We start from the raw sequence: 20,503 nt of genomic DNA on the forward strand, positions 1-20,503 counted from the left end.
CGCTCGGACTCCCCCTCGCTCGTTGAGCGAGCGGAGCGAGTCGAAGCGTCCGGCCGTGGCTAACACAACGGAGTGAAGACGGACATGGAGCCGGTCGAAGTCCTCGGGCTGAGCCCCACGACGTAGGTTAGGACAGTCATGGAGCCGGTCGAAGTCCTCGGGCTGAGCCCCACGACGTAGGTTAGGACAGTCATGGAGCCGGTCGAAGTCCTCGGGCTGAGCCCCACGACGTAGGTTAGGACAGTTATGGAGCCGGTCGAAGTCAACGCGGGCGCGTGGTATCTGCGCGCACTGCGAGACGACGACCGGCTCTCTGACGTTCCGGCCCTGAAACTGTTGTCGATCGACGACGCCGCGGCTTACATCGCGGGCACCGACTCCGACTGGGCCGACGAGACGCGGTTCGTCTGGGCCGTCTGCATTCCGACCACAGGCGAGACCGTAGCGTTGATCGGCGTGCGAGGCGACGTGCTGGCGGGGATCCATCGCGACGGACACGCTGACGCACTCGATGCGGCCGTCGGTCCGATCACCCGTTTCGCAGCAGGCGCGCTAGGTCTGACCGTCGACGCACTGACCCTTCAGACCCCCTGAGCGATTCGCACGGACGAGGCCCGAAAAAGCTACCGCTCAGTACGTCCAATTCAGTCCTTTTGCCGGAACTTACCAGCGAGTACGGGATTCTTGTCACATCCCGAATGGTGGTTGCCGCCACACTGAAACCGGGATAATCAACGCAGTACTGTGCGCTCCCCCAGCGTCATCCCCCCACCTTCAAGGAGTCCTTGCGTGTTCAACCGCATCGCGATCGTGAACCGAGGCGAGGCCGGCATGCGCCTCATCAACGCCGTACGAGACCTGAACGCGGAGACCGGTCAGAACATCGAAGTGGTCGCTCTCCACACCGACGTCGACCGGACCGCGACCTACGTCCGAGAAGCCGACATCGCCTACGAGCTCGGCGCAGCGGCTGACCGTCCGTACATCGACCTCGCCGTCCTCCGCCGCGCTCTCATCGAGACAGGCGTCGACGCGGCGTGGGTCGGTTGGGGCTTCGTCGCCGAGGATCCGGCTTTCGCCGAACTGTGCGACGAGGTCGGCGTCACATTCATCGGCCCGTCGGCCGAGGCCATGCGCAAGCTCGGCGACAAGATCGGCGCCAAGATCATCGCCGAAGAAGTCGGAGTTCCGGTCGCCCCGTGGAGCAACGGCCCCGTCGACAACCTCGAAGACGCGAAAGCCGCGGCCGCGCACATCGGTTACCCGCTCATGTTGAAGGCGACCGCGGGCGGCGGTGGCCGAGGCATCCGCAAGGTGACCGACGACTCCGAACTGGTCGATGCCTACCAGCGCACCCGCGACGAGGCCGAGCGTGCGTTCGGCAGCGGCGTCGTCTTCCTCGAACGCCTCGTGACCGGTGCACGCCACGTCGAGGTCCAGGTGATCGCCGACGGTCAGGGCACTGCGTGGGCACTCGGCGTCCGCGACTGCTCGGTCCAGCGACGCAACCAGAAGGTCATCGAGGAGTCGGCGTCTCCGGTGCTCTCCCCCGAGCAGGCCGATGAGGTGAAGGCATCCGCCGAACGCCTGGCGAATGCTGTCGGCTACCGCGGCGCCGCAACCGTGGAGTTCCTGTACCACCCCGGCGAGAAGCTGTTCGCGTTCCTCGAAGTCAACACCCGCCTCCAGGTGGAGCACCCGATCACCGAGCTCACCAACAGCTTCGACCTCGTCCGCGCGCAGTTGCACGTGGCGTCCGGCGGCAAGCTCGACGGCGAGAAGCCGGTTGAACGCGGCCACGCCATCGAGGCGCGCCTCAACGCCGAGGACCCCGACCGCGACTTCGCACCTGCCCCCGGACGCATCGCCCGCCTCGACCTGCCCACCGGCCCCGGTATCCGCGTCGACACCGGTGTCAGCGAAGGCGACACGATCCCGGCCGACTTCGACTCGATGATCGCCAAGGTGATCGCGTACGGCCGGAACCGCGACGAGGCCCTCGGCCGCCTGCGCCGCGCGATGAGCCGAACCGGCGTCATCATCGAAGGCGGCGCCACCAACAAGAGCTTCGTGCTCGACCTGCTGATTCAGCCCGAAGTGATCGACGCGTCCGCCGACACCGGCTGGATCGACCGTGTGCGTGAAGAGGGTCGCCTGGTCTCGCACCGCCACTCGACGATCGCGCTCGCAGCCGCCGCCATCGACGCCTACGAGGAGGAGGAGACCGCCGAGCGGACCCGACTCCTGGTGACCGCCGCGGGCGGGCGCCCGCAGGTGCTGCACGAGAGTGGACGTCCCCTCGACTTCAAGCTCCGCGGCGCCGCGTACCGCGTCCGCGTCGCGCGCATCGGCGCACACCGCTTCCGCGTGGTCGTGGAGGCGGGCGACGACGTTCGCACGGCCGACGTCGCTCTCGAGCGTTTCGACGAGCATGCCGGTCAGGTCACCGTCGACGGAGTGCGGTATCGCATCCTGACCGACACGCACGGCCCGATCCACCTCGTCGACGTCGACGGTGTGACGCACCGCGTGAGCCGCGACGAGGGCGGCGTCGTCCGCTCCCCCGCACCCGCGCTCGTCATCGCCACGCCGCTCGAGGTCGGCTCCGAAGTCGAAGCAGGCGATCCGATCCTCGTCCTCGAGTCGATGAAGATGGAGACCGTGCTCCGCGCACCCTTCAAGGCACGGCTGAAGGAATGCGCAGTGTCCGTCGGTGCGCAGGTGGAGACCGGCGCGCCGCTGCTCCGCCTCGAACCGCTCCAGGACGACGACGCCGCGGCCGCCGACACCGGCAGCACCGCCGTCATCGACCTTCCCGCATCACCCGAGTTGGTGGAGACCGACGAACTCCTCGGCCGTGGTCTGGAGGATCTGCGCAGCCTGCTCCTCGGCTTCGACGTCGACCCCGACGACAACAGCCGTGTGCTGTCGGATTACCTGGCCGCACGCGACTCGGCCGTCGCATCGGGCTACGTTCCGCAGGACGGCGAGACCGAACTGATCTCGGTGTTCGCCGACATCGCCGCACTGAGCGAGCGCCGACCGTCGGATGCCGTGGGCAGCGAGGATCGTGTCCACAGTGCTCGCGAGAACTTCCACACCTATCTGCAGAGCCTCGACGTCGACGTGGCAGGCGTCCCCGAGCGTTTCCAGACCCGCCTCTCGTACGCGCTCGGCCACTACGGAGTGGACGAGCTCGACCGCACCCCCGATCTCGAAGAGGCGGTCTTCCGCATCTTCCTCGCGATGCAGCGCCCCACCGACACCGTCAAGGTGATCACCACCGTGCTGCGCAAGTGGCTGACCGAACCCGCCCCGGCGTCGGCCGACGGCAACGTCGAATCGGCCGGCCGCGCCCTCGAACGTCTCGTCGACGCCACGCAGGTGCGGTTCCCCGCCGTCGCCGACCTGGCACGCGGGGTCCTGTTCACCTGGTACGGACAGCCGCGTCTGCTTCGCGACCGCGAGAACGTGTACGCGAAGGTTCGCGCCGACCTTGCACATCTCGACGCGAATCCGGCCGCATCCGACCGGGCAGAGCGCATCTCGGAGATGGTCCGCAGCACCGTTCCGCTGGTCAGCATCCTGTCCGAGCGTCTGGAGCACGACGACCTCGACGACACGGTGATGCTGGAGGTCCTCACGCGGCGCTACTACGGCAACAAGGGCCTCACCGACGTGCGTTCGCACCGTGACGGAGGTTGCACCTTCGTCGTCGCCGAACGTGACGGATCGGCGCTCGCATCGATCGCGACGAGCTTCGAGAACCTGCCGACCGCACTCGCGGGTCTCGCCGACCTGTCGGCGCAGACTCCGTCGGTGGACGCCGACGTGTACGTCCGCTGGGAGAACCAGCCCGACGACTTCGACGGTCTCGCGACCGCGCTGTACGAGGTCATCAGCGCGCAGTTGCTGCCCGAGCGGGTTCGCCGCATCACCGCGACTGTCGCAGGCTCAGGCGGCGACACCATGCACCATCACTTCACGTTCCGCCCGGCGGCGACCGGCCTCGCCGAGGACCGCCTCATCCGCGGCCTCCACCCGCACATCGCACGTCGCATGCAGATGGAACGTCTCCGCAAGTTCGATCTGACCCGCATGTCGTCGTCGGACGACGAAGAGGTGTACCTGTTCCGCGCTGTGGCCAAGGCAAACCCGGCCGACGACCGGCTCATCGCATTCGCCCAGATCCGCGACTTGACCGCGGTGACCGACGACGACGGACTGCTGACCCTGCCGACTGCGGAGACCACCTTCGCCACGTGTGTGGACACCATCCGCTCGGCGCAAGCCCAGCGTCCGCGCGGCAAGCGGTTCAACACCAACCGCATCGTCATGTACATCTGGCCGCCGCTGGACGTGTCGCGCGAGCAAGTCCGAAAGATCGTCGCGCACACGGTCCGCACGCAGTCCGTGGACGGTGCAGGCCTGGAAGAGGTGCTGCTGATCGCCCGGCAGCGCGATCGGGACACGCGTGAGCTGACGAAGGTCGCGATCCACGTGACGTTCGACGACAACGGCCGCCCGCTGGTCACGGTCGGCGATCCGAGCAACGATCCCGTCGAACCGATCGACGCGTACCGTCAGAAGGTCCTCAAGGCCACCAGCCGCGGCACCGCCTACCCGTACGAGCTCGTCGAACAGCTCGGCGACTTCACCGAGTACGACCTGAACGACGAAGGTGCACTCGTACCGGTCGACCGTGCGAAGGGCCGCAACACCGCGGCAGTCGTCGTCGGAACAGTCAGCACGCCGACGACGAAGTACCCGGAAGGGGTTCGTCGTGTGGTCATGCTCGGCGATCCGACGAAGGCGCTCGGCGCCCTCACCGAACCGGAGTGCCGCCGCTACATCGCGGCCCTCGATCTCGCCGAGGAGCAGCAGCTTCCCGTCGAGTGGTACGCGATCTCGTCCGGTGCCGCAGTCAAGATGGACTCGGGCACGGAGAATCTCGACTGGGTGGCGGCCGCACTCAAGCGGATCGTCGAGTTCACGCAGGACGGCGGCGAGATCAACATCGTCGTCAGCGGGATCAACGTCGGCGGTCAGGCCTACTGGAACGCCGAGGCCACGATGCTCATGCACACCAAGGGCATCCTGGTGATGACACCCGATTCGTCGATGGTGTTGACCGGCAAGCAGGCACTCGACTTCTCCGGCGGCGTGTCGGCGGAGGACAACTTCGGACTCGGCGGATACGACCGCATCATGGGGCCGAACGGCGAAGCCCAGTACTGGGCGCCCAACACGGCCGCTGCCATCGAGATCGTCATGAGCCACTACGACCACACCTACGTCGCGCCGGGTGAAGCCGGACCGCGCGGTGCGACGAGCTCAGACCCGATCGACCGGGACATCTCCGACTTCCCGCACGAGCTCGAGGGCAGCGACTTCGCGACGGTCGGCGAGATCTTCTCCGCGACCGCGAACCCGGACCGCAAGAAGCCGTTCGACATCCGATCCGTCATGCGCGCGGTGGTCGACCAGGACATGCCTGCGCTGGAACGGTGGGCGGGCATGGCCGACGCCGAGACGGTCGTTGTGCAGGACACTCATCTGGGCGGTCACGCGGTGACCCTGATCGGCATCGAGTCGACGCCGATCAACCGCAGGGGTTTTCTCCCGACCGACGGCCCGGACACGTTCAGCGCAGGCACCTTGTTCCCGCAGTCGTCGAAGAAGGCCGCACGTGCCATCAACGCGGCGAGCGGCAACCGTCCGGTGGTCGTCCTGGCGAACCTGTCGGGCTTCGACGGCTCGCCCGAGTCGCTGCGCAAGCTCCAGCTCGAGTACGGCGCCGAGATCGGCCGCGCGATCATCAACTTCGACGGCCCGATCGCCTTCTGCGTGATCTCGCGCTATCACGGCGGTGCGTTCGTCGTGTTCTCGAAGGCGCTGAACCCGAACATGACTGTTCTGGCCGTCGACGGTTCGTTCGCGTCGGTGCTCGGCGGCGCGCCTGCTGCGGCGGTCGTGTTCTCCGGAGAGGTGGGTGTACGCACCGCGAACGATCCTCGCGTCGAGGCCCTCGCAGAACGTGTCACCGATGCGACGGGCGCCGACCGCGCGACCCTGGCCGCCGAACTCGACGAGCTCCGCACCTCAGTGCGGGCCGAGAAGATCTCCGAGCTGGCGGCGGAGTTCGACGCCGTCCACGACATCAACCGCGCAGTCCGTGTCGGTTCGGTCGACGAGGTGATCGCTGCAGCGGAGTTGCGTCCGAAGCTGATCGGCGCAATCACGAAGTAGTCCGGAGCCACTACAGACCCGAGCGGCCCTCCACTGACCGGTGGAGGGCCGCTCGCCGCCTGTCAGGCCTGTGCGGACGCCCCTGGTGCGCCCCACGGCTGCAACGGGAGTCGTATCCCCTCGGTGTCGAATGCGCGCAGGATCCTGCTGCGCAGATGACGCTGCACCGACCACTGCGCTCCGGGTTCGGTCTTGACGGTGAGCCGCAGCTCGGCGTGGGACGGGGTGACCTCCTGAACGCCGAGCATCTCCGGCTCCCCACGGACGTTCTTCACGACCGCCCCTTCGGCCGCGGCGTCGACGGCCGCCGCGAGCGCCACGTCTTGTGCACGATCGAGGTCGACGTCGGTCGCGACCGGCACCTCCACGCGGGCGACGGCGAAGTCCTGGCTCATGTTTCCGACACGTTCGATCTCACCGTTGCGGATGTACCAGAGAGTTCCGTCCATGTCCCGGACGGTCGTGATCCGCAATCCGACCGATTCGATCTCACCGACGACGTCGCCGAAGTCCGCGATGTCGCCCACCCCGTACTGGTCCTCCATCATCATGAACACTCCCGACACGAAGTCGGCGACGAGGTGCTGGGCGCCGAAACCGATGGCGAGCCCGATGATCCCCGCCGACGCGATGAACGGGGCGATGTTCACATCGAGCTCCGACAGGATCGAGAGCGCCAACCACACCACCACGACCACCGAGACCGTCGACTTCAGCACCGACCCGATCGTCTTGGCGCGCTGCGCCCGTCGAGCGACCACTCTGGGCGCGGTTCTGTTGGTCTTGTCCCGCAGGGTCTTGATCATCCCCGAACGCTCGTCAGGCGCGGTGCGCGATCTGGGCCGTGTGGCTCGATCGATCACCCGGAAGAGCAGCCACCTGATCACCAGCGCGGCGACGACGTAGCAGGCGATCCGGACCGGCGTCTCGATCAACCATGCGCGGTTCGCCTCTGTCCATTCGAATGCGATCACGTGAGTAGACATGGTTCCGACCGTACGGACGATGTCGCATCTCGACATCCTCCCTGGGTACGGGAAGCACAGCGGCGACCCTCCATGTGATAGTAATGATTGTCATTTTCATTACAGAGGAGGAACCATGAAGGTCCGATCATCGCTGCGGTCGCTGAAGAACCAACCCGGCGCACAGGTGGTGAAGCGACACGGACGCGTGTACGTCATCAACAAGCTGAATCCCAGGTTCAAGGCACGCCAAGGATGACCTTTCGTCCATGACGCCAGGGTTAAACCCACGCCATCCTTCGATGATGGATTCGCGATTGCACGTCGATAGACTGTGGCCGCAATCGGTTCGCTCGGCAGCGCTCACCATGGAGCCCCTGTGCCGCTGTCGAGCGTCGACGTGGTGCCGCCCAGGCGTCGTCACGAAGAGGGAATCCGGTGAGAAACCGGAGCTGTCCCGCAGCGGTATGTCGGAACGACCGCCGTCACACGCACTGGGCCCGTGAACATCCGGGTCTGGGAAGCGACGGCCAGTAGGTGCGCTCACGCGCCCGCCGACGAGCCCGAAGACCTGCCGGTTGTACTGGGCGCGCCGCGCCCGGTGGCTGTCCGCCTCGTGGATTGGGCGATGACACCGAGTGCACGGTCGTCGTTCGACGGACCGTCCATTCGTGACATCTCCCGCAGGGCGACGGCCGTCCGCACCGCATGCAGGAGATACAACAGTCATGTCCCTCGACACGACACATCCGACAACATCCCCCTTCACCGCGACCGTGCCGGGCACGGCGCGTATCGGAGCGAATCGAGAGCTCAAGCGCGCAGTCGAAGCCTATTGGGCCGGTCGATCCGACCGTGCCGCTCTCGAATCGGTCGCCGCCGTCCTTCGCCGCGACGGATGGCGCCAACTCTTGACCGCCGGACTCGACTCGATCCCGGTCAACACGTTCTCGTACTACGACCAGATCCTCGACACCGCTGTACTCCTCGGAGCGCTTCCGACACGCGTCGCGTCGATCGACGACCCGCTAGACGCGTACTTCGCGGCCGCGCGCGGCGCAGACAACGTGGCGCCGCTGGAGATGACGAAGTGGTTCGACACGAACTACCACTATCTGGTGCCGGAGATCGGCGCGGACATCACGTTCGCACTCGATCCGACCAAGGTGCTGTCCGAGCTCGCCGAAGCCCGGGCGCAAGGCGTCCCTGCCCGGCCGGTGGTGATCGGGCCGATCACGTTCCTCGGGCTGTCCAAGCCCGCGACGGCGGACGACGCGGACCCGTTGTCACGCATCGACGAGTTGATCCCGCTGTATGTCGACCTGCTCGAGCGATTGGCTGCCGCGGGTGCGACCTGGGTGCAGATCGACGAGCCGATCCTGGTGACCGACTCCCACGAGGGTCTCGCTGAACTGGCCGAACGCGTCTACGGCACACTGGCCGCGGCGACGGATCGTCCGTCGATCCTCGTGCAGACGTACTTCGGCGATGCGGGCGACGCCCTGGCCGCATTGGCTCGGACCGACGTCGAAGGTGTCGGCGTCGAGCTGGTGAGCGGGTCGGTCGAGACCGTGCTGGCTGCTGGTCTCCGCGACAAGCACGTCGTCGCGGGTGTGGTCGACGGCCGCAACGTGTGGCGTACCGATCTCGACGCGGCGCTGGGCCGCCTCGAGTCGATCCGCGGAGTCGTCGGCACGCTCGCGGTGTCCACGTCCTGTTCCACGCTGCACGTCCCGTACACGCTGCGCGGCGAGGACGGTCTCGACCCGGCATTGCACGGCTGGCTGGCGTTCGCCGAGGAGAAGGTCGGCGAGGTCACCGCATTGGGACGTGCCTACGCGCACGGCCGGGCCTACCAGGCTGCCGAGTTCGACGCCGCACGTGCCGCGCTGGCATCCCGCGCAGGCGATCCCCGTCTGCACGTCGACTCCGTCCGCGCCCGCCTCGCTGCTCTGACAAGCGCCGACTCGACCCGTACGGCCGCCGCCGATCGCCGCGTGATCCAGGACGCCGCGCTCGGCCTGCCGACTCTCGCGACCACCACGATCGGCTCGTATCCGCAGACCACTGACATCCGCAAGGCGCGTCAGGCGTTGCGCACCGGTGCGATCGACGAGGCCGGCTACGTCGAGCGCATGCGCGCCGAGATCGCCGATGTCATCGCATTGCAGGAGCGGATCGGACTCGATGTGCTCGTGCACGGCGAGCCCGAGCGCAACGACATGGTGCAGTACTTCGCCGAGCAGCTCGACGGGTTCTTCGCCACCGCGAACGGCTGGGTGCAGTCGTACGGCTCGCGCTGTGTCCGTCCGCCGATCCTCTTCGGCGACGTGGTGCGCCCGGCCGCGATGACCGTCGACTGGATCTCCTACGCTCAGTCGCTCACGTCCAAGCCTGTCAAGGGCATGCTGACCGGTCCGGTGACCATCCTGGCGTGGTCGTTCGTCCGGGACGATCAGCCGCTCGCCGTCTCGGCGAACCAGGTTGCGCTCGCCATCCGCGACGAGACCGTCGACCTCGAACGCTCGGGTGCCGCGATCATCCAGGTCGATGAACCGGCCCTCCGTGAACTGCTGCCGCTGCGGGCCGCCGACCGGGAGGCGTACCTCGACTGGGCCATCACGTCGTTCCGCCTGTCGACGGCGGGCGTGGCCGACGCGACGCAGATCCACACGCACCTGTGCTACTCGGAGTTCGGCGAGGTCATCGGCGCGATCGCGGGATTGGACGCCGACGTCACCTCCATCGAGGCGGCCCGCTCGCACATGGAGGTGCTCGCCGACCTCAACGCGATCGGCTTCGCGACGCAGGTGGGACCGGGCGTCTATGACATCCACTCGCCGCGCGTGCCGGGCGTCGACGAGATCGCCGCTTCACTGCGGGAGGCGTTGGCCGCGGTCCCGGCCGACCGTCTCTGGGTGAACCCCGACTGCGGACTCAAGACCCGCACCACGGCCGAGGTGACCGAAGCGCTGACCAACATGGTTCAGGCCGCGGCCGCCGTGCGCTGACCGGCCCACACGACGACTGCGGCCCGCGAGAATTCTCGCGGGCCACAGTCGTCGTCTGCCGCGGTCCGTTGGTGAGCCGGACCGCGGCGGACGGAGTTCAGCCGAGTTCCACCAGGAGGTCGCCCGGCGACACCTCGGTTGCGGTGGTGAACACGACTCGCCGAACGGTTCCCGCCGTCGGACTCGTGATCGACGCCTCCATCTTCATCGCCTCGATCGTCGCGACGACCGCCCCCGCGGCGACCGTGTCCCCCACGCCCACCGTCACCGACACGACACCGGCGAACGGTGCGCCGACATGGCTCAGATTGTTCTTATCCGCCTGTTCGGCGGCCGCGACGACCGCGTCCACACCGCGGTCCCGGACGAACACCGACCGCAGGTGGCCGTTGACGGTGAGCAGCACGGTACGGACGCCGGTGTCGTCGGGCTCGCTGATCGCTTCCAGCGAGATCAGCAGGTCGACGCCCGGACGCAACTTCACCCGATGCTCGAACCCGGGCTGCAGCCCGAAGAAGAACTGGTGCGCCGGAAGCTTGGACGTGTCGCCGAACTTCGCCAGGTGATCGAGGTAGTCGGCCGTAGGGCCGGGGAACAGCAAGCGGTTCAGCGCCTGCCTGCGGACGGTTCCGCCCGTGTTCAGCGCATCGAGATCGTCAACTGTCAGTTCGGTCACGACACTGCGGCGTTCGCGGCCTGCGAGGACCAGTGATCGCAGCGGCTCGGGCCAACCGGCGGCCGGCTCCCCCAGTTCCCCGTTGAGGAAGCCGATCACCGAGTCGGGGATGTCGTACGCCGCCGGGTTGGCCGCGAACTGCTCTGCGGTCACACCCTGTGCGACGAATGCGATCGCCAGATCGCCGACCACCTTCGACGACGGTGTCACCTTCACCGGACGCAACAACAGTTCGTTGGCCGCCGCATAGGCGTTCTCGACAGCTTCGAAGCGGTTGCCGACACCGATCGACGTCGCCTGCTGTCGCAGGTTCGACAGCTGCCCGCCCGGGATCTCGTGCGTGTACACCCGGCCCGTCGGCGCGGGGATGCCCGACTCGAACGGCGCATACTCGCGACGGACCGCCTCCCAGTACGGCTCCATCGAGCACACAGCACCAAGGTCGAGTCCCGTGTCGTACTCGGTGTGCGCGGCCGCCGCCACGATCGCCGACAGCGACGGCTGACTCGTCGTCCCCGCCAATGCGGCACTCGCTCCGTCGACTGCATCAGCACCGGCTTCCCACGCCGCGAGATACGTCGCCAACTGGCCGCCAGGCGTGTCGTGGGTGTGCAGGTGGATCGGCAGATCGAAGTTCGATCGCAGCGCCGCCACCAGGGTGCGAGCTGCGGCCGGACGGAGCAGTCCTGCCATGTCCTTGATCGCGATCACGTGCGCGCCGGCGTCGACGATCTGCTCCGCCAACCGCAGGTAGTAGTCGAGGGTGTAGACGTCCTCGGCGGGGTTCGCGAGGTCTCCGGTGTAACTCATCGCCACCTCGGCCACCGTGGTGCCGGTCTCCAGGACCGCGTCGATCGCCGGACGCATCGCGTCGACGCTGTTCAGGGCGTCGAAGATGCGGAAGACGTCGATGCCGGTGTCGGCGGCCTCACGCACGAACGCCGTTGTCACATCCGTGGGGTACGGGGTGTAGCCGACGGTGTTCTTGCCGCGCAGCAGCATCTGCAGGCAGATGTTGGGGATCGCCTCCCGAAGGCGCGCCAACCGATCCCACGGGTCCTCTTTCAGGAATCGCAGGGCCACGTCGTAGGTGGCGCCTCCCCAGCATTCCACCGACAGCAGCTCCGGTGTCGTCGCCGCGACGTACGGCCCGGCCACCGACAGCCCGCTGGTCCGGACGCGCGTCGCCAGGAGCGATTGGTGAGCGTCGCGGAACGTGGTGTCGGTGACGGCCAGGGACTTCTGCTCGCGGAGCGCGTGTGCGAATCCGGCGGGGCCCAGCCCGTCGAGCCGCTGTTTGGAACCGGCAGGCGGTGATGCGAGGACCGACCGGCCGAGCGCGGGCAGCTTGGTGTGCGGGTGGACGGGCGTCGGCAGTTCGCCGTACGGCTTGTGAACTGTCACATCCGCCAGATACGACAGCAACTTGGTGCCCTTGTCGTCGTCGACGCGCGCGGTGAGCAGGTCGGGCCGGTGCTCGATGAACGACGTCGTGATCCGGCCCGCACGGAAGTCGGGGGCGTCGAGCACCGCCTGCAGGAAGCTGATGTTCGTGGTGACGCCGCGGATCCGGAACTCGGCGAGCGCACGGCGTTCTCGTCGGACCGCGGTCTCGAAGTCGGCGCCTCGACACGTGAGCTTCACCAGCATCGAGTCGAAGTGTCCGGTCACCTCGCTGCCGAGGGCCGCGGCGCCGTCGAGCCGGACGCCCGCGCCGCCCGGTGCACGGTACGCGGTGACCTTCCCGGTCGCCGGACGGAAGCCCGCCGCCGGGTCCTCGGTGGTGATGCGACACTGCAGTGCGGCACCGCGGATCGCGATCGTGTCCTGGCGCAGACCGAGGTCGGCGAGCGACGCTCCCGCCGCCACCCGCAGTTGCGCGGCGACGAGGTCGACGTCGGTGATCTCCTCGGTGACCGTGTGCTCCACTTGGATGCGCGGATTCATCTCGATGAAGAAGTGCTGACCGCGTTCGTCGACGAGGAACTCGACGGTGCCCGCACACGAGTAGCCGATCTGGCGCGCGAACGCGACGGCGTCCGCGCAGATCCGCTCACGCAGCGCCGGGTCGAGGTTCGGCGCAGGCGCGATCTCGACGACCTTCTGGTGGCGGCGCTGCAGGCTGCAGTCCCGTTCGAATAGATGGACGACGTCACCGTACGAGTCGGCGAGGATCTGCACCTCGATGTGGCGGGGATTCACGACCGCCTGTTCGAGGAACACCGTCGGATTGCCGAACGCGGCGGCGGCCTCACGCGACGCCGCGCCGACGGCCTCGGCGAGCTCTGCGATCTCGCCGACCCGACGCATGCCACGGCCACCGCCGCCGGCGACCGCTTTCACGAACACCGGGAAGGTCATGTCGGCGGCTGCGGCGAGCAGGTCGTCGACATTCGACGACGGTGCGGATCCGGTCAAGACCGGCAGTCCCGCCGCACGGGCCGCGGTCACCGCCTGCTGCTTGTCGCCGGTGAGGTGCAGGACATCGGCGCTGGGACCGACGAACGTGATGCCCTCCCGTGCACATGCCGCCGCGAGGGCAGGGTTCTCGGAGATGAACCCGTAGCCGGGATACACCGCGTCGGCGCCGCATTCGCGCGCCACCCGCACGATCTCCTCGACGTTCAGATACGCCAGCACCGGATGGCCGGGCTCGCCGATCTGATACGCCTCGTCGGCCTTGCCGCGGTGGATGCAGTGCCTGTCCTCCGCGGGGTAGACGGCGACGGTGCTCGCACCGAGTTCGTACGCCGCTCGGAAGGCGCGGACCGCGATCTCACCGCGGTTCGCCACCAGGATCTTGTCGAACATGAAACTCTTCGCTGCCTCTCTCGAGCAGGGGGGCTGGACGCCGCTCTCAGGCGGGAAGCGGGCGCTGCTGTGGTCCGGAGTAAGCGGACAGCGGCCTGATCAGGGCGTTGGACGCGGCCTGCTCCGTGATGTGAGCGGTCCACCCGGTGATGCGGCTCATGACGAAGATCGGCGTGAACGCACCGATGTCGAAGCCCATCAGGTGGTAGGCCGGGCCTGTCGGGAAGTCGAGATTGGGCCGGATGCCGGTGCGGCCGACCATCACCTGTTCGAGTTCCCGATAGATGCCGAGCCACTTGTGGTCGTCGAGATGATCGGCCACCTCGACGAGCGCGTCGTACATCGTCGGGACGCGCGAGTCGCCGTTCTTGTAGACGCGGTGACCGAAGCCCATCACCTTCTCTTTGGCGTCGAGCTTGGCGTTGAGCCAGTCGGCGGCGCGTTCCGGACGGTCGATGTCGATCATGTCGTACATGACGGCCTCGTTGGCGCCGCCGTGCAGCGACCCCTTGAGGGCGCCGATGGCGGCGGTGACGGCGCTGTACATGTCCGAACCGGTCGACGTGACGACGCGCGCGGCGAACGTCGACGCGTTGAAACTGTGCTCGGCGTACAGCACCATCGACTTCTCGAATGCACGCACGATCACCGGGTCGGGGACCTCGCCGAAGCACATGGTGAGGAAGTTCTCGGCGTACCCGAGGCCGTGATGCGGTGCGATCGGATCCAGACCGCGGCGACGTCGCATGTCGGCGGCGACGATCGTCGGGAGGATGGCATACATGCGCTGTGCCTTCTCCATCAGGGCGTCCGCGCCGGTCGCGTCCTCATCCGGATCCTCGGTGCCGAGGTAACTGATCATCGTCCGGACTACGTCCATCGGATGGCAGGTGTCCGGTGTACGAGCGAGCACCGCCTGGGCGGACCGGTCCAGTCGACGGGCCGCTCTCTCGCGCTGCACGAACTGCGCCAATTGTGGATCGGTGGGGAGTTCGCCGTACCAGAGCAGGTACGCGACCTGCTCGAACGAGCAGTTCGCGGCCAGATCCTGCACCGCATAGCCGCGGTAGGTCAGCGAGTTGGTCTCGGGCACAACTTTCGACACCGCCGTCGTGTCGACGACGACGCCTGCCAAGCCCTTGTAGATGGTCGGCGTGCTCTCTGCGGCACTGCTGGTGGTGCTCATGATCGCTCCCCTGGGGTCGAATAGGTGAAGAGGTTGGTGTCGAACGCGTTGTAGTCGGAGTAGCGCAAGAAGTCGTAGAGCCGAGATCGGTGCTGCATCTTGTCGAGCAGCGCCGCCTGCGTACCCTCCTCAGCGATCGCGGCGAGACCCGCTTCGACTGCGCCCATCGCGAGCCGGAGGGTGGTGACCGGATAGATCACCGCGTTGTAGCCGAGGTTGCGCAGGCGGTCGGTGGTCAACAGCTTCGACTTTCCGAACTCAGTCATGTTCGCGAGCAGCGGTGCGTCGACCGCAGCACGGAAGGCAGCGAACTCGCTCGCGTCGGCGAGCGCCTCGGTGAAGATCAGGTCGGCTCCGGCGTCGACGTAGGCCTTGGCTCGCTCGATCGCGGCGTCGAGCCCCTCCACTCCGCGAGCATCGGTCCGCGCGCAGACGATGAAATTCGGGTCGCGGCGCGCTCCGACGGCCGCGGCGATCCGGCGGATCATCTCGTCGGCGGGGACGACCTCTTTGCCGTCGAGATGGCCGCAGCGTTTCGGGTTCACCTGGTCTTCGAGATGACAACCGGCCAGGCCCGCGTCCTCGAGTACAGAGACGGTCCGCGCGGCGCTCATCGGCTCACCGAAGCCGGTGTCGGCGTCGATGAGGGTCGGCAGTTCGGTGGAGCGCGCGATGGCACTGCCTCGTTCCGCGACTTCGCTCAGTGTCGTCAGCCCGATGTCGGGCAGTCCGAGATCCGCGGACAGCGCGGCCCCCGAGACGTACACGCCTTCGAAACCCGCCTCGGCGACGATCTTCGCAACCAGTGGGCTGAAGGCGCCGGGCCAACGCTGCAGCTCGCCGGAGTCGAGTGCCGAGCGAAGACTCGCACGCTTCTCGGCGTCGGTGTTCCTCGACGTGAACAGGCCCGTCGCGTCGCTCATCAGAGGATTCCCTCGCCGGTCGCGGCGGCCGAGTCGAGCACACTGTCGAGAACTCGGACGTTCAGGCCGGCGAGGTCGCCTGCCTCGGCCTCAGCCACCGTGGTGGCGGCATCGACGAATCGAGCCTGTTCGGCGGGCTCGACCACCCCGTCCGCCATGCGGGCGAACTTGGCGAGGTACTGCTCGCGGGCGAACGGCCGGGCGCCGAGCGGATGAGCATCGGCCACAGCGAGTTCGTCCTCGATCACCTCGCCGCTCTTGAGAGTCACCACCGCCCGTGCACCGAACGCCTTCTCATTCGGATCGGCCGAATGGTAACGGCGCGTCCACTCGGGGTCCTCGACTGTGGAGATCTTCTGCCAGAGCTCAACGGTGTCGGGGCGGGCGGCGCGCTCGGGCGCGTAGGAGCGTTCGTGGTCCCAGTCGCCGTCCTGCAGTGCGACAGCGAAGATGTACATGACCGAGTGATCGAGCGTCTCGCGGCTGGCTGTCGGATCGAACTTCTGCGGATCGTTCGAGCCGGTGCCGATCACGTAGTGCGTGTGGTGGCTGGTGTGCAGCACGATCGAGGCGATCTGGTCCAGGTCGCCGATGCGGTCGCGCATCCGTCGAGCCAGGTCGATCGGCGCCTGGCTCTGGTACTCGGCCGAGTGCTCCTTGGTGTAGCTGTCGAGGATCGCGCGCTTGCCCTCGCCCGCGGCGGGCAGCGGGATCGTGTACGAGGCGTCCGGACCGCCCAGCAGCCACGCGATCACGCCGTCCTCGCCCTCCCAGATCGGCGACGGCGCGCCCTCTCCGCGCATCGCGCGGTCGACCGCCTCGACGGCGATCTTGCCTGCGTGCGCCGGTGCGTACGCCTTCCAACTGGAGATGGCGCCTTTACGCGACTGGCGAGTGGCGGTCGTCAGGTGCAGAGCCTGCCCGACGGCCTGATAGATGGTGTCGACGTCGAGTCCGAGCATGGTGCCGATTCCCGCGGCGGCCGACGGCCCGAGGTGGGCCACGTGATCGATCTTGTGCTCGTGCAGGCACATTCCGCGGACCAGATCGATCTGGATCTCGTACGCGGTCGCGAGGCCTCGGATGAGATCGGCTCCCGATGCGCCGGTCCGCTGTGCGACGGCGACGAGCGGCGGGATGTTGTCGCCCGGATGCGAGTACTCAGCGGCCAGGAAGGTGTCGTGGAAGTCGAGCTCTCGCACCGCCACTCCATTCGCCCAGGCCGCCCACTCAGGCGCGAACTCGCCGTCCACGCCGAACACGGTCGATCCCCCGGAGAGTGGGCGGGCGAGCGCCTGACGGCGGGCGCTCGTGACCGGCCGGCGAGCCACCGACGCGGCACTCACCGCCGCGTTGTCGATGATGCGGTTGACGATCATCTCGGCGGTGTCGGCGGGTACGGCGACGGGATCGGCTGCGACCTTCGCGATCTTGTACGCGAGGTGATCCTCGATCGGAAAGTCGTCGGCGCTGAGTCGGGTGCGAACTTCGTGATTGATCATATTCGCACCGTACGCAGGAACAGATGCTCTGTGAAAGACCTGGCAGATGCGTATTTTTGCGTACTTCTCACGCACATTTTGCGTATCTTGCGGACGCTCGCCGCGGTAGAGTCCTGCGTATGGCGAAGACGTTTGCAGGGGCCCGACTCCGGCGCCTGCGCGCCGATCTGGGGATCAGTCAAGCCGCACTGGCCCGCAGGCTCGATCTGTCCACCACGTACGTGAACCAGCTGGAGAACGACCATCGTCCGATCACGGTTGCGGTCCTGCTGTCGTTGACAGCGACGTTCGACCTTCCCGCCGACTACTTCGCAGAGTCAGGAGACGCTCGGCTCATCGCGGACCTCACCGACGCGCTCATGTCTCAGGGCGAGGACGTCGATCGCGCCGAGATCACCGAGCTCGTGTCACGGATGCCCGCCGTCGGGCGAACCATGGTCGGGTTGCATCGCAGGCTCACGGCCGTCACTGCCGAGCTCGAGAACCATCGATCGCACGATTCGGCCGCTTCCGCGGATTCCCCGACGACTCCTTTCGAGCAGGTGCGCGACTACTTCTACGATCGCCGGAACTATGTCGCCGAACTCGACCTGGCCGCTGAGCACCTGTTCGTCGACGCCGGCCTGACGGTCGGCGGACTCGACCTTCAACTCGCGCGTCTACTCGACGAACGATTCGGGATCCGGGTGATCATCGGAGCCGCGTCCGACACGGCGACCGCCAAGCGCCGGTACGACCCCGGCTCCGCGACTCTGGTCCTCGCGCGCCGCCTCTCGGCCGGGCAGCGTGCGTTTCAACTCGCGACTCAACTCGCCCTACAGACCCAGCACACCGAGATCGACAGGCTGGTCGACAGCGCCCCAGGCGTCGTCGAGTCGTCCCGCGCCGTGCTCCGGGTCGGCCTCGCGAACTACTTCGCCGGAGCACTCGTCCTGCCCTACACCGAGTTCGCGGCCGCAGCTCGCGAACTGCGGTACGACGTCGCGCTTCTCGCCCGCCGTTTCGAGGTCGGCTTCGAGACCGTCTGCCACCGGCTGTCCACTCTGCAACGTCCCTCCGACAGAGGGGTGCCGTTCATCTTCGTCCGCGTCGACCGCGCCGGGAACATCTCGAAGAGGCAGTCGGCCACGGCCTTCCACTTCTCGCGTGTCGGAGGCAGTTGCCCGCTCTGGGTCGTGCATGACGCCTTCTCCGCACCCGGCCGGATCCACACCCAGGTGTCGGCGATGCCCGACGGCCGCAAGTACTTCTGGCTCGCACGAACCACCGACCAGACCGTCGACGGGCACCTCGCCACGCCCGGGGAGTTCGCCATCGGTCTCGGATGCGACCTGGCCCATGCCGACGAGCTCGTTTACGCCACCGGCGTCGACCTGTCCGAGCCGCGGACAGTGGTCCCGATCGGAGGAGGCTGCAAGGTGTGCGACCGTCCGGCGTGCACGCAGCGGGCCTTCCCCATGCTCGGCCAGCCCATCGCGGTGGACGAGACGATCAGCGATTCGATCCCCTACCGGTCGGCGCCGCTGTAGCCGTCGCGAACGGACGCGCACGCGAGTTGAATCGACGTGAGAAGGCGGTCGGCCGGATCGTCGAACCGCAGCCCGGACACCTGCTGCGCCCTGTCGATGCGATAGCGCAGCGTGTTGGCGTGGATGCCGATGCGGGTGGCGGCATCACGCACGTTGCCGTGGGCGTCGAGGAATGCTCGGACGCTCTCGACCAACTGCGACGAGTGGTCGGCGTCGTAGCCGACGAGCGCGGTGATCCGCGGGTCGACGAGGTCGTCGCGCCTGGCGAGCACGTCGAGGATCTCGCCGAGCAGAACGGCCGTCCGGGCCTGGGCGAGAGTTGTCACGCGAGCCGACTCCGGTGACCCCAGCGTGGCGGAGAGCACCCGGTCCACCTCCGCACGGCCGGACGCGACAGCAGCGAGCCCGTCCACCGGGAACACGACACCGGCGCGTAGCCGAGCACCGTCCAGCGCGGGGTCGCCGTCGAACCTGGTGACCAGCGTGCCCGCCCACCTGGTGACCGGCTCGACCGAGTTCGCGGGCACCAGGACATACGCGCGATCTGAGATGACGGTGGTCAACGCGGACGCGGCGAACGCACTCGCATGCAGTCGCAGGGCGCCCGATATCGCAGCCATCGCCGTCGCGTCGGCGCCGCCCAGTCCGATGACGACCGACTGCTCGTCGGTCGACCACCGCAGGTAGGCTCCGGCCGACGAGGCGTCGACCCCGCCGTGTTCGCCGAAGAGGCGTTGCAGCAGTTGCGCCTCCGCCGTCGGCGACTCCATCTCTCGGGTCAGGATGCGCGAGGCCACCGCCGCGGCGCCGGTCAGCACCTCACGCGCGTCGTCGGACAGCGGTTGCGCACCCTCCTGAACCCAGATGGATCCGAGATGCCGACCCGCGCCGCTGTGCACTCCGATCACCATCCGCCGTCGCATCGCCTCCTCCGGATGGTCCGGAACGTCGACGACCTCACCACCGCGACGGATCGCGTCGAACACGCCCCATTTGCGCAGCAGCGCGAGGTAGGTGGGCGGCCCCTCGCGCCCGAGGATCGTCTGAACCCGCAGATCGTCCGCCTCGCCGTTGGACGGTGAGTACGCGAGCACCCTGGCGCTGGTCGCGTCCTCAATCGACACCAAGCCGCCGGTTCCCTGCGCGACGAGCGCCACCAGACCCGCAAGATCGATGTCGGCGGGCTCCGTTCCGGCGATGTCTCGAGCCCGATCGAATGCACCGTGTGCCAGACCGAGGACACGGTCCCACCTCGCCCGCGCGTGAATGCCGACCACACCTACGCCGAACTCGGCGACGAGCCCGCGAGCCGAACCGGAGTCCACCGCCTTCGTGAGGATCGCAGCGGGCACGGTTCCAGCATCGGACGCCTCCCGCAGCCAGGCCTGAGTCGCGGTGATGTCCACGCCGACGAGCAACACCACGTCAGCCGTCGGTTCGGCCGACAGATCGTCGACGTCGAGAATCGCCACACTCTCGATCGGAACCGACGAATCGACGAGGACGGACCAGTCGACCGCGGTGTCGAGTGCATCGATCACGTCATCCAGAGACAGTCGCGAGGGCATGCACTCAGCGTAAGACGATCGAACAAGAAATAGGTCATCAACTTGTGAATCCGCACGAGGACCAATGCCCTGTCGACGGCCTG

At 67.5% G+C, this 20,503-nt stretch carries 11 protein-coding genes and 1 riboswitch; of the genes, 5 read left to right on the forward strand and 6 right to left on the reverse strand.

The genetic code is table 11. The annotated features are described in order from the left end of the window. Positions 1 to 246: 246 nt before the first annotated feature. Both GM1_RS14040 and GM1_RS14045 read left to right on the forward strand, forming a co-directional pair. Complete coding sequence (locus GM1_RS14040) at positions 247 to 594, forward strand: GNAT family N-acetyltransferase (RefSeq protein ID WP_008379816.1); 348 nt, start codon at positions 247 to 249, stop codon at positions 592 to 594. Between the two features lie 195 nt (positions 595 to 789). Then, positions 790 to 6,249, forward strand: a complete 5,460-nt coding sequence (locus GM1_RS14045) for an ATP-binding protein (protein WP_008379818.1) — start codon at positions 790 to 792, stop codon at positions 6,247 to 6,249. A gap of 62 nt (positions 6,250 to 6,311) precedes the next feature. On the opposite strand, the gene GM1_RS14050 is transcribed toward GM1_RS14045, so the two are convergent. After that, the gene (locus GM1_RS14050) at positions 6,312 to 7,235 is read right to left on the reverse strand and encodes a mechanosensitive ion channel family protein (RefSeq protein WP_040520209.1); all 924 of its coding nucleotides are present in this window, start codon (positions 7,233 to 7,235) and stop codon (positions 6,312 to 6,314) included. A gap of 115 nt (positions 7,236 to 7,350) precedes the next feature. On the opposite strand from GM1_RS14050, the gene ykgO reads away from it, so the two are divergent. Together ykgO and metE are read left to right on the forward strand one after the other, a co-directional pair. Further along, positions 7,351 to 7,473 (forward strand): type B 50S ribosomal protein L36, encoded by a 123-nt coding sequence (gene ykgO / locus GM1_RS14055; protein ID WP_040520188.1) that lies wholly within the window; start codon positions 7,351 to 7,353, stop codon positions 7,471 to 7,473. Between the two features lie 125 nt (positions 7,474 to 7,598). Next, a riboswitch (cobalamin riboswitch) is annotated at positions 7,599 to 7,807 on the forward strand. A gap of 135 nt (positions 7,808 to 7,942) precedes the next feature. Continuing rightward, positions 7,943 to 10,225, forward strand: coding sequence for a 5-methyltetrahydropteroyltriglutamate--homocysteine S-methyltransferase (gene metE / locus GM1_RS14060; protein WP_008379822.1), 2,283 nt, complete (start codon positions 7,943 to 7,945; stop codon positions 10,223 to 10,225). A 97-nt stretch (positions 10,226 to 10,322) separates the two neighbouring features. Here the strand turns inward: metE and GM1_RS14065 are convergent, their stop codons facing one another. From GM1_RS14065 to prpD, 4 genes are read right to left on the reverse strand one after another with little or no spacing between them, the layout of a single operon-like run. Beyond that, positions 10,323 to 13,712, reverse strand: coding sequence for a pyruvate carboxylase (locus GM1_RS14065; RefSeq protein WP_008379824.1), 3,390 nt, complete (start codon positions 13,710 to 13,712; stop codon positions 10,323 to 10,325). 46 nt (positions 13,713 to 13,758) lie between these two features. After that, entirely contained in the window at positions 13,759 to 14,898 is a 1,140-nt protein-coding gene (locus tag GM1_RS14070; RefSeq protein ID WP_008379826.1) for a bifunctional 2-methylcitrate synthase/citrate synthase, read from the reverse strand. Further along, entirely contained in the window at positions 14,895 to 15,821 is a 927-nt protein-coding gene (prpB, locus tag GM1_RS14075) for a methylisocitrate lyase (protein WP_008379828.1), read from the reverse strand. Before prpB ends, GM1_RS14070 begins: the two co-directional genes overlap by 4 nt. Next, positions 15,821 to 17,323 (reverse strand): 2-methylcitrate dehydratase PrpD, encoded by a 1,503-nt coding sequence (prpD, locus tag GM1_RS14080; RefSeq protein ID WP_008379830.1) that lies wholly within the window; start codon positions 17,321 to 17,323, stop codon positions 15,821 to 15,823. The genes prpB and prpD overlap by 1 nt, the downstream gene beginning before the upstream one ends. Positions 17,324 to 17,442: 119 nt before the next feature. On the opposite strand from prpD, the gene GM1_RS14085 reads away from it, so the two are divergent. Next, positions 17,443 to 18,852, forward strand: a complete 1,410-nt coding sequence (locus tag GM1_RS14085; protein WP_008379832.1) for a short-chain fatty acyl-CoA regulator family protein — start codon at positions 17,443 to 17,445, stop codon at positions 18,850 to 18,852. Here GM1_RS14085 and GM1_RS14090 read toward each other — a convergent pair. Continuing rightward, complete coding sequence (locus tag GM1_RS14090) at positions 18,831 to 20,420, reverse strand: PucR family transcriptional regulator (protein WP_008379835.1); 1,590 nt, start codon at positions 20,418 to 20,420, stop codon at positions 18,831 to 18,833. The genes GM1_RS14085 and GM1_RS14090 overlap by 22 nt on opposite strands. Between the last annotated feature and the right edge of the window lie 83 nt (positions 20,421 to 20,503).

Source organism: Gordonia malaquae NBRC 108250 (genome assembly GCF_000344135.1).
GTDB classification, from domain to species: domain Bacteria; phylum Actinomycetota; class Actinomycetes; order Mycobacteriales; family Mycobacteriaceae; genus Gordonia; species Gordonia malaquae.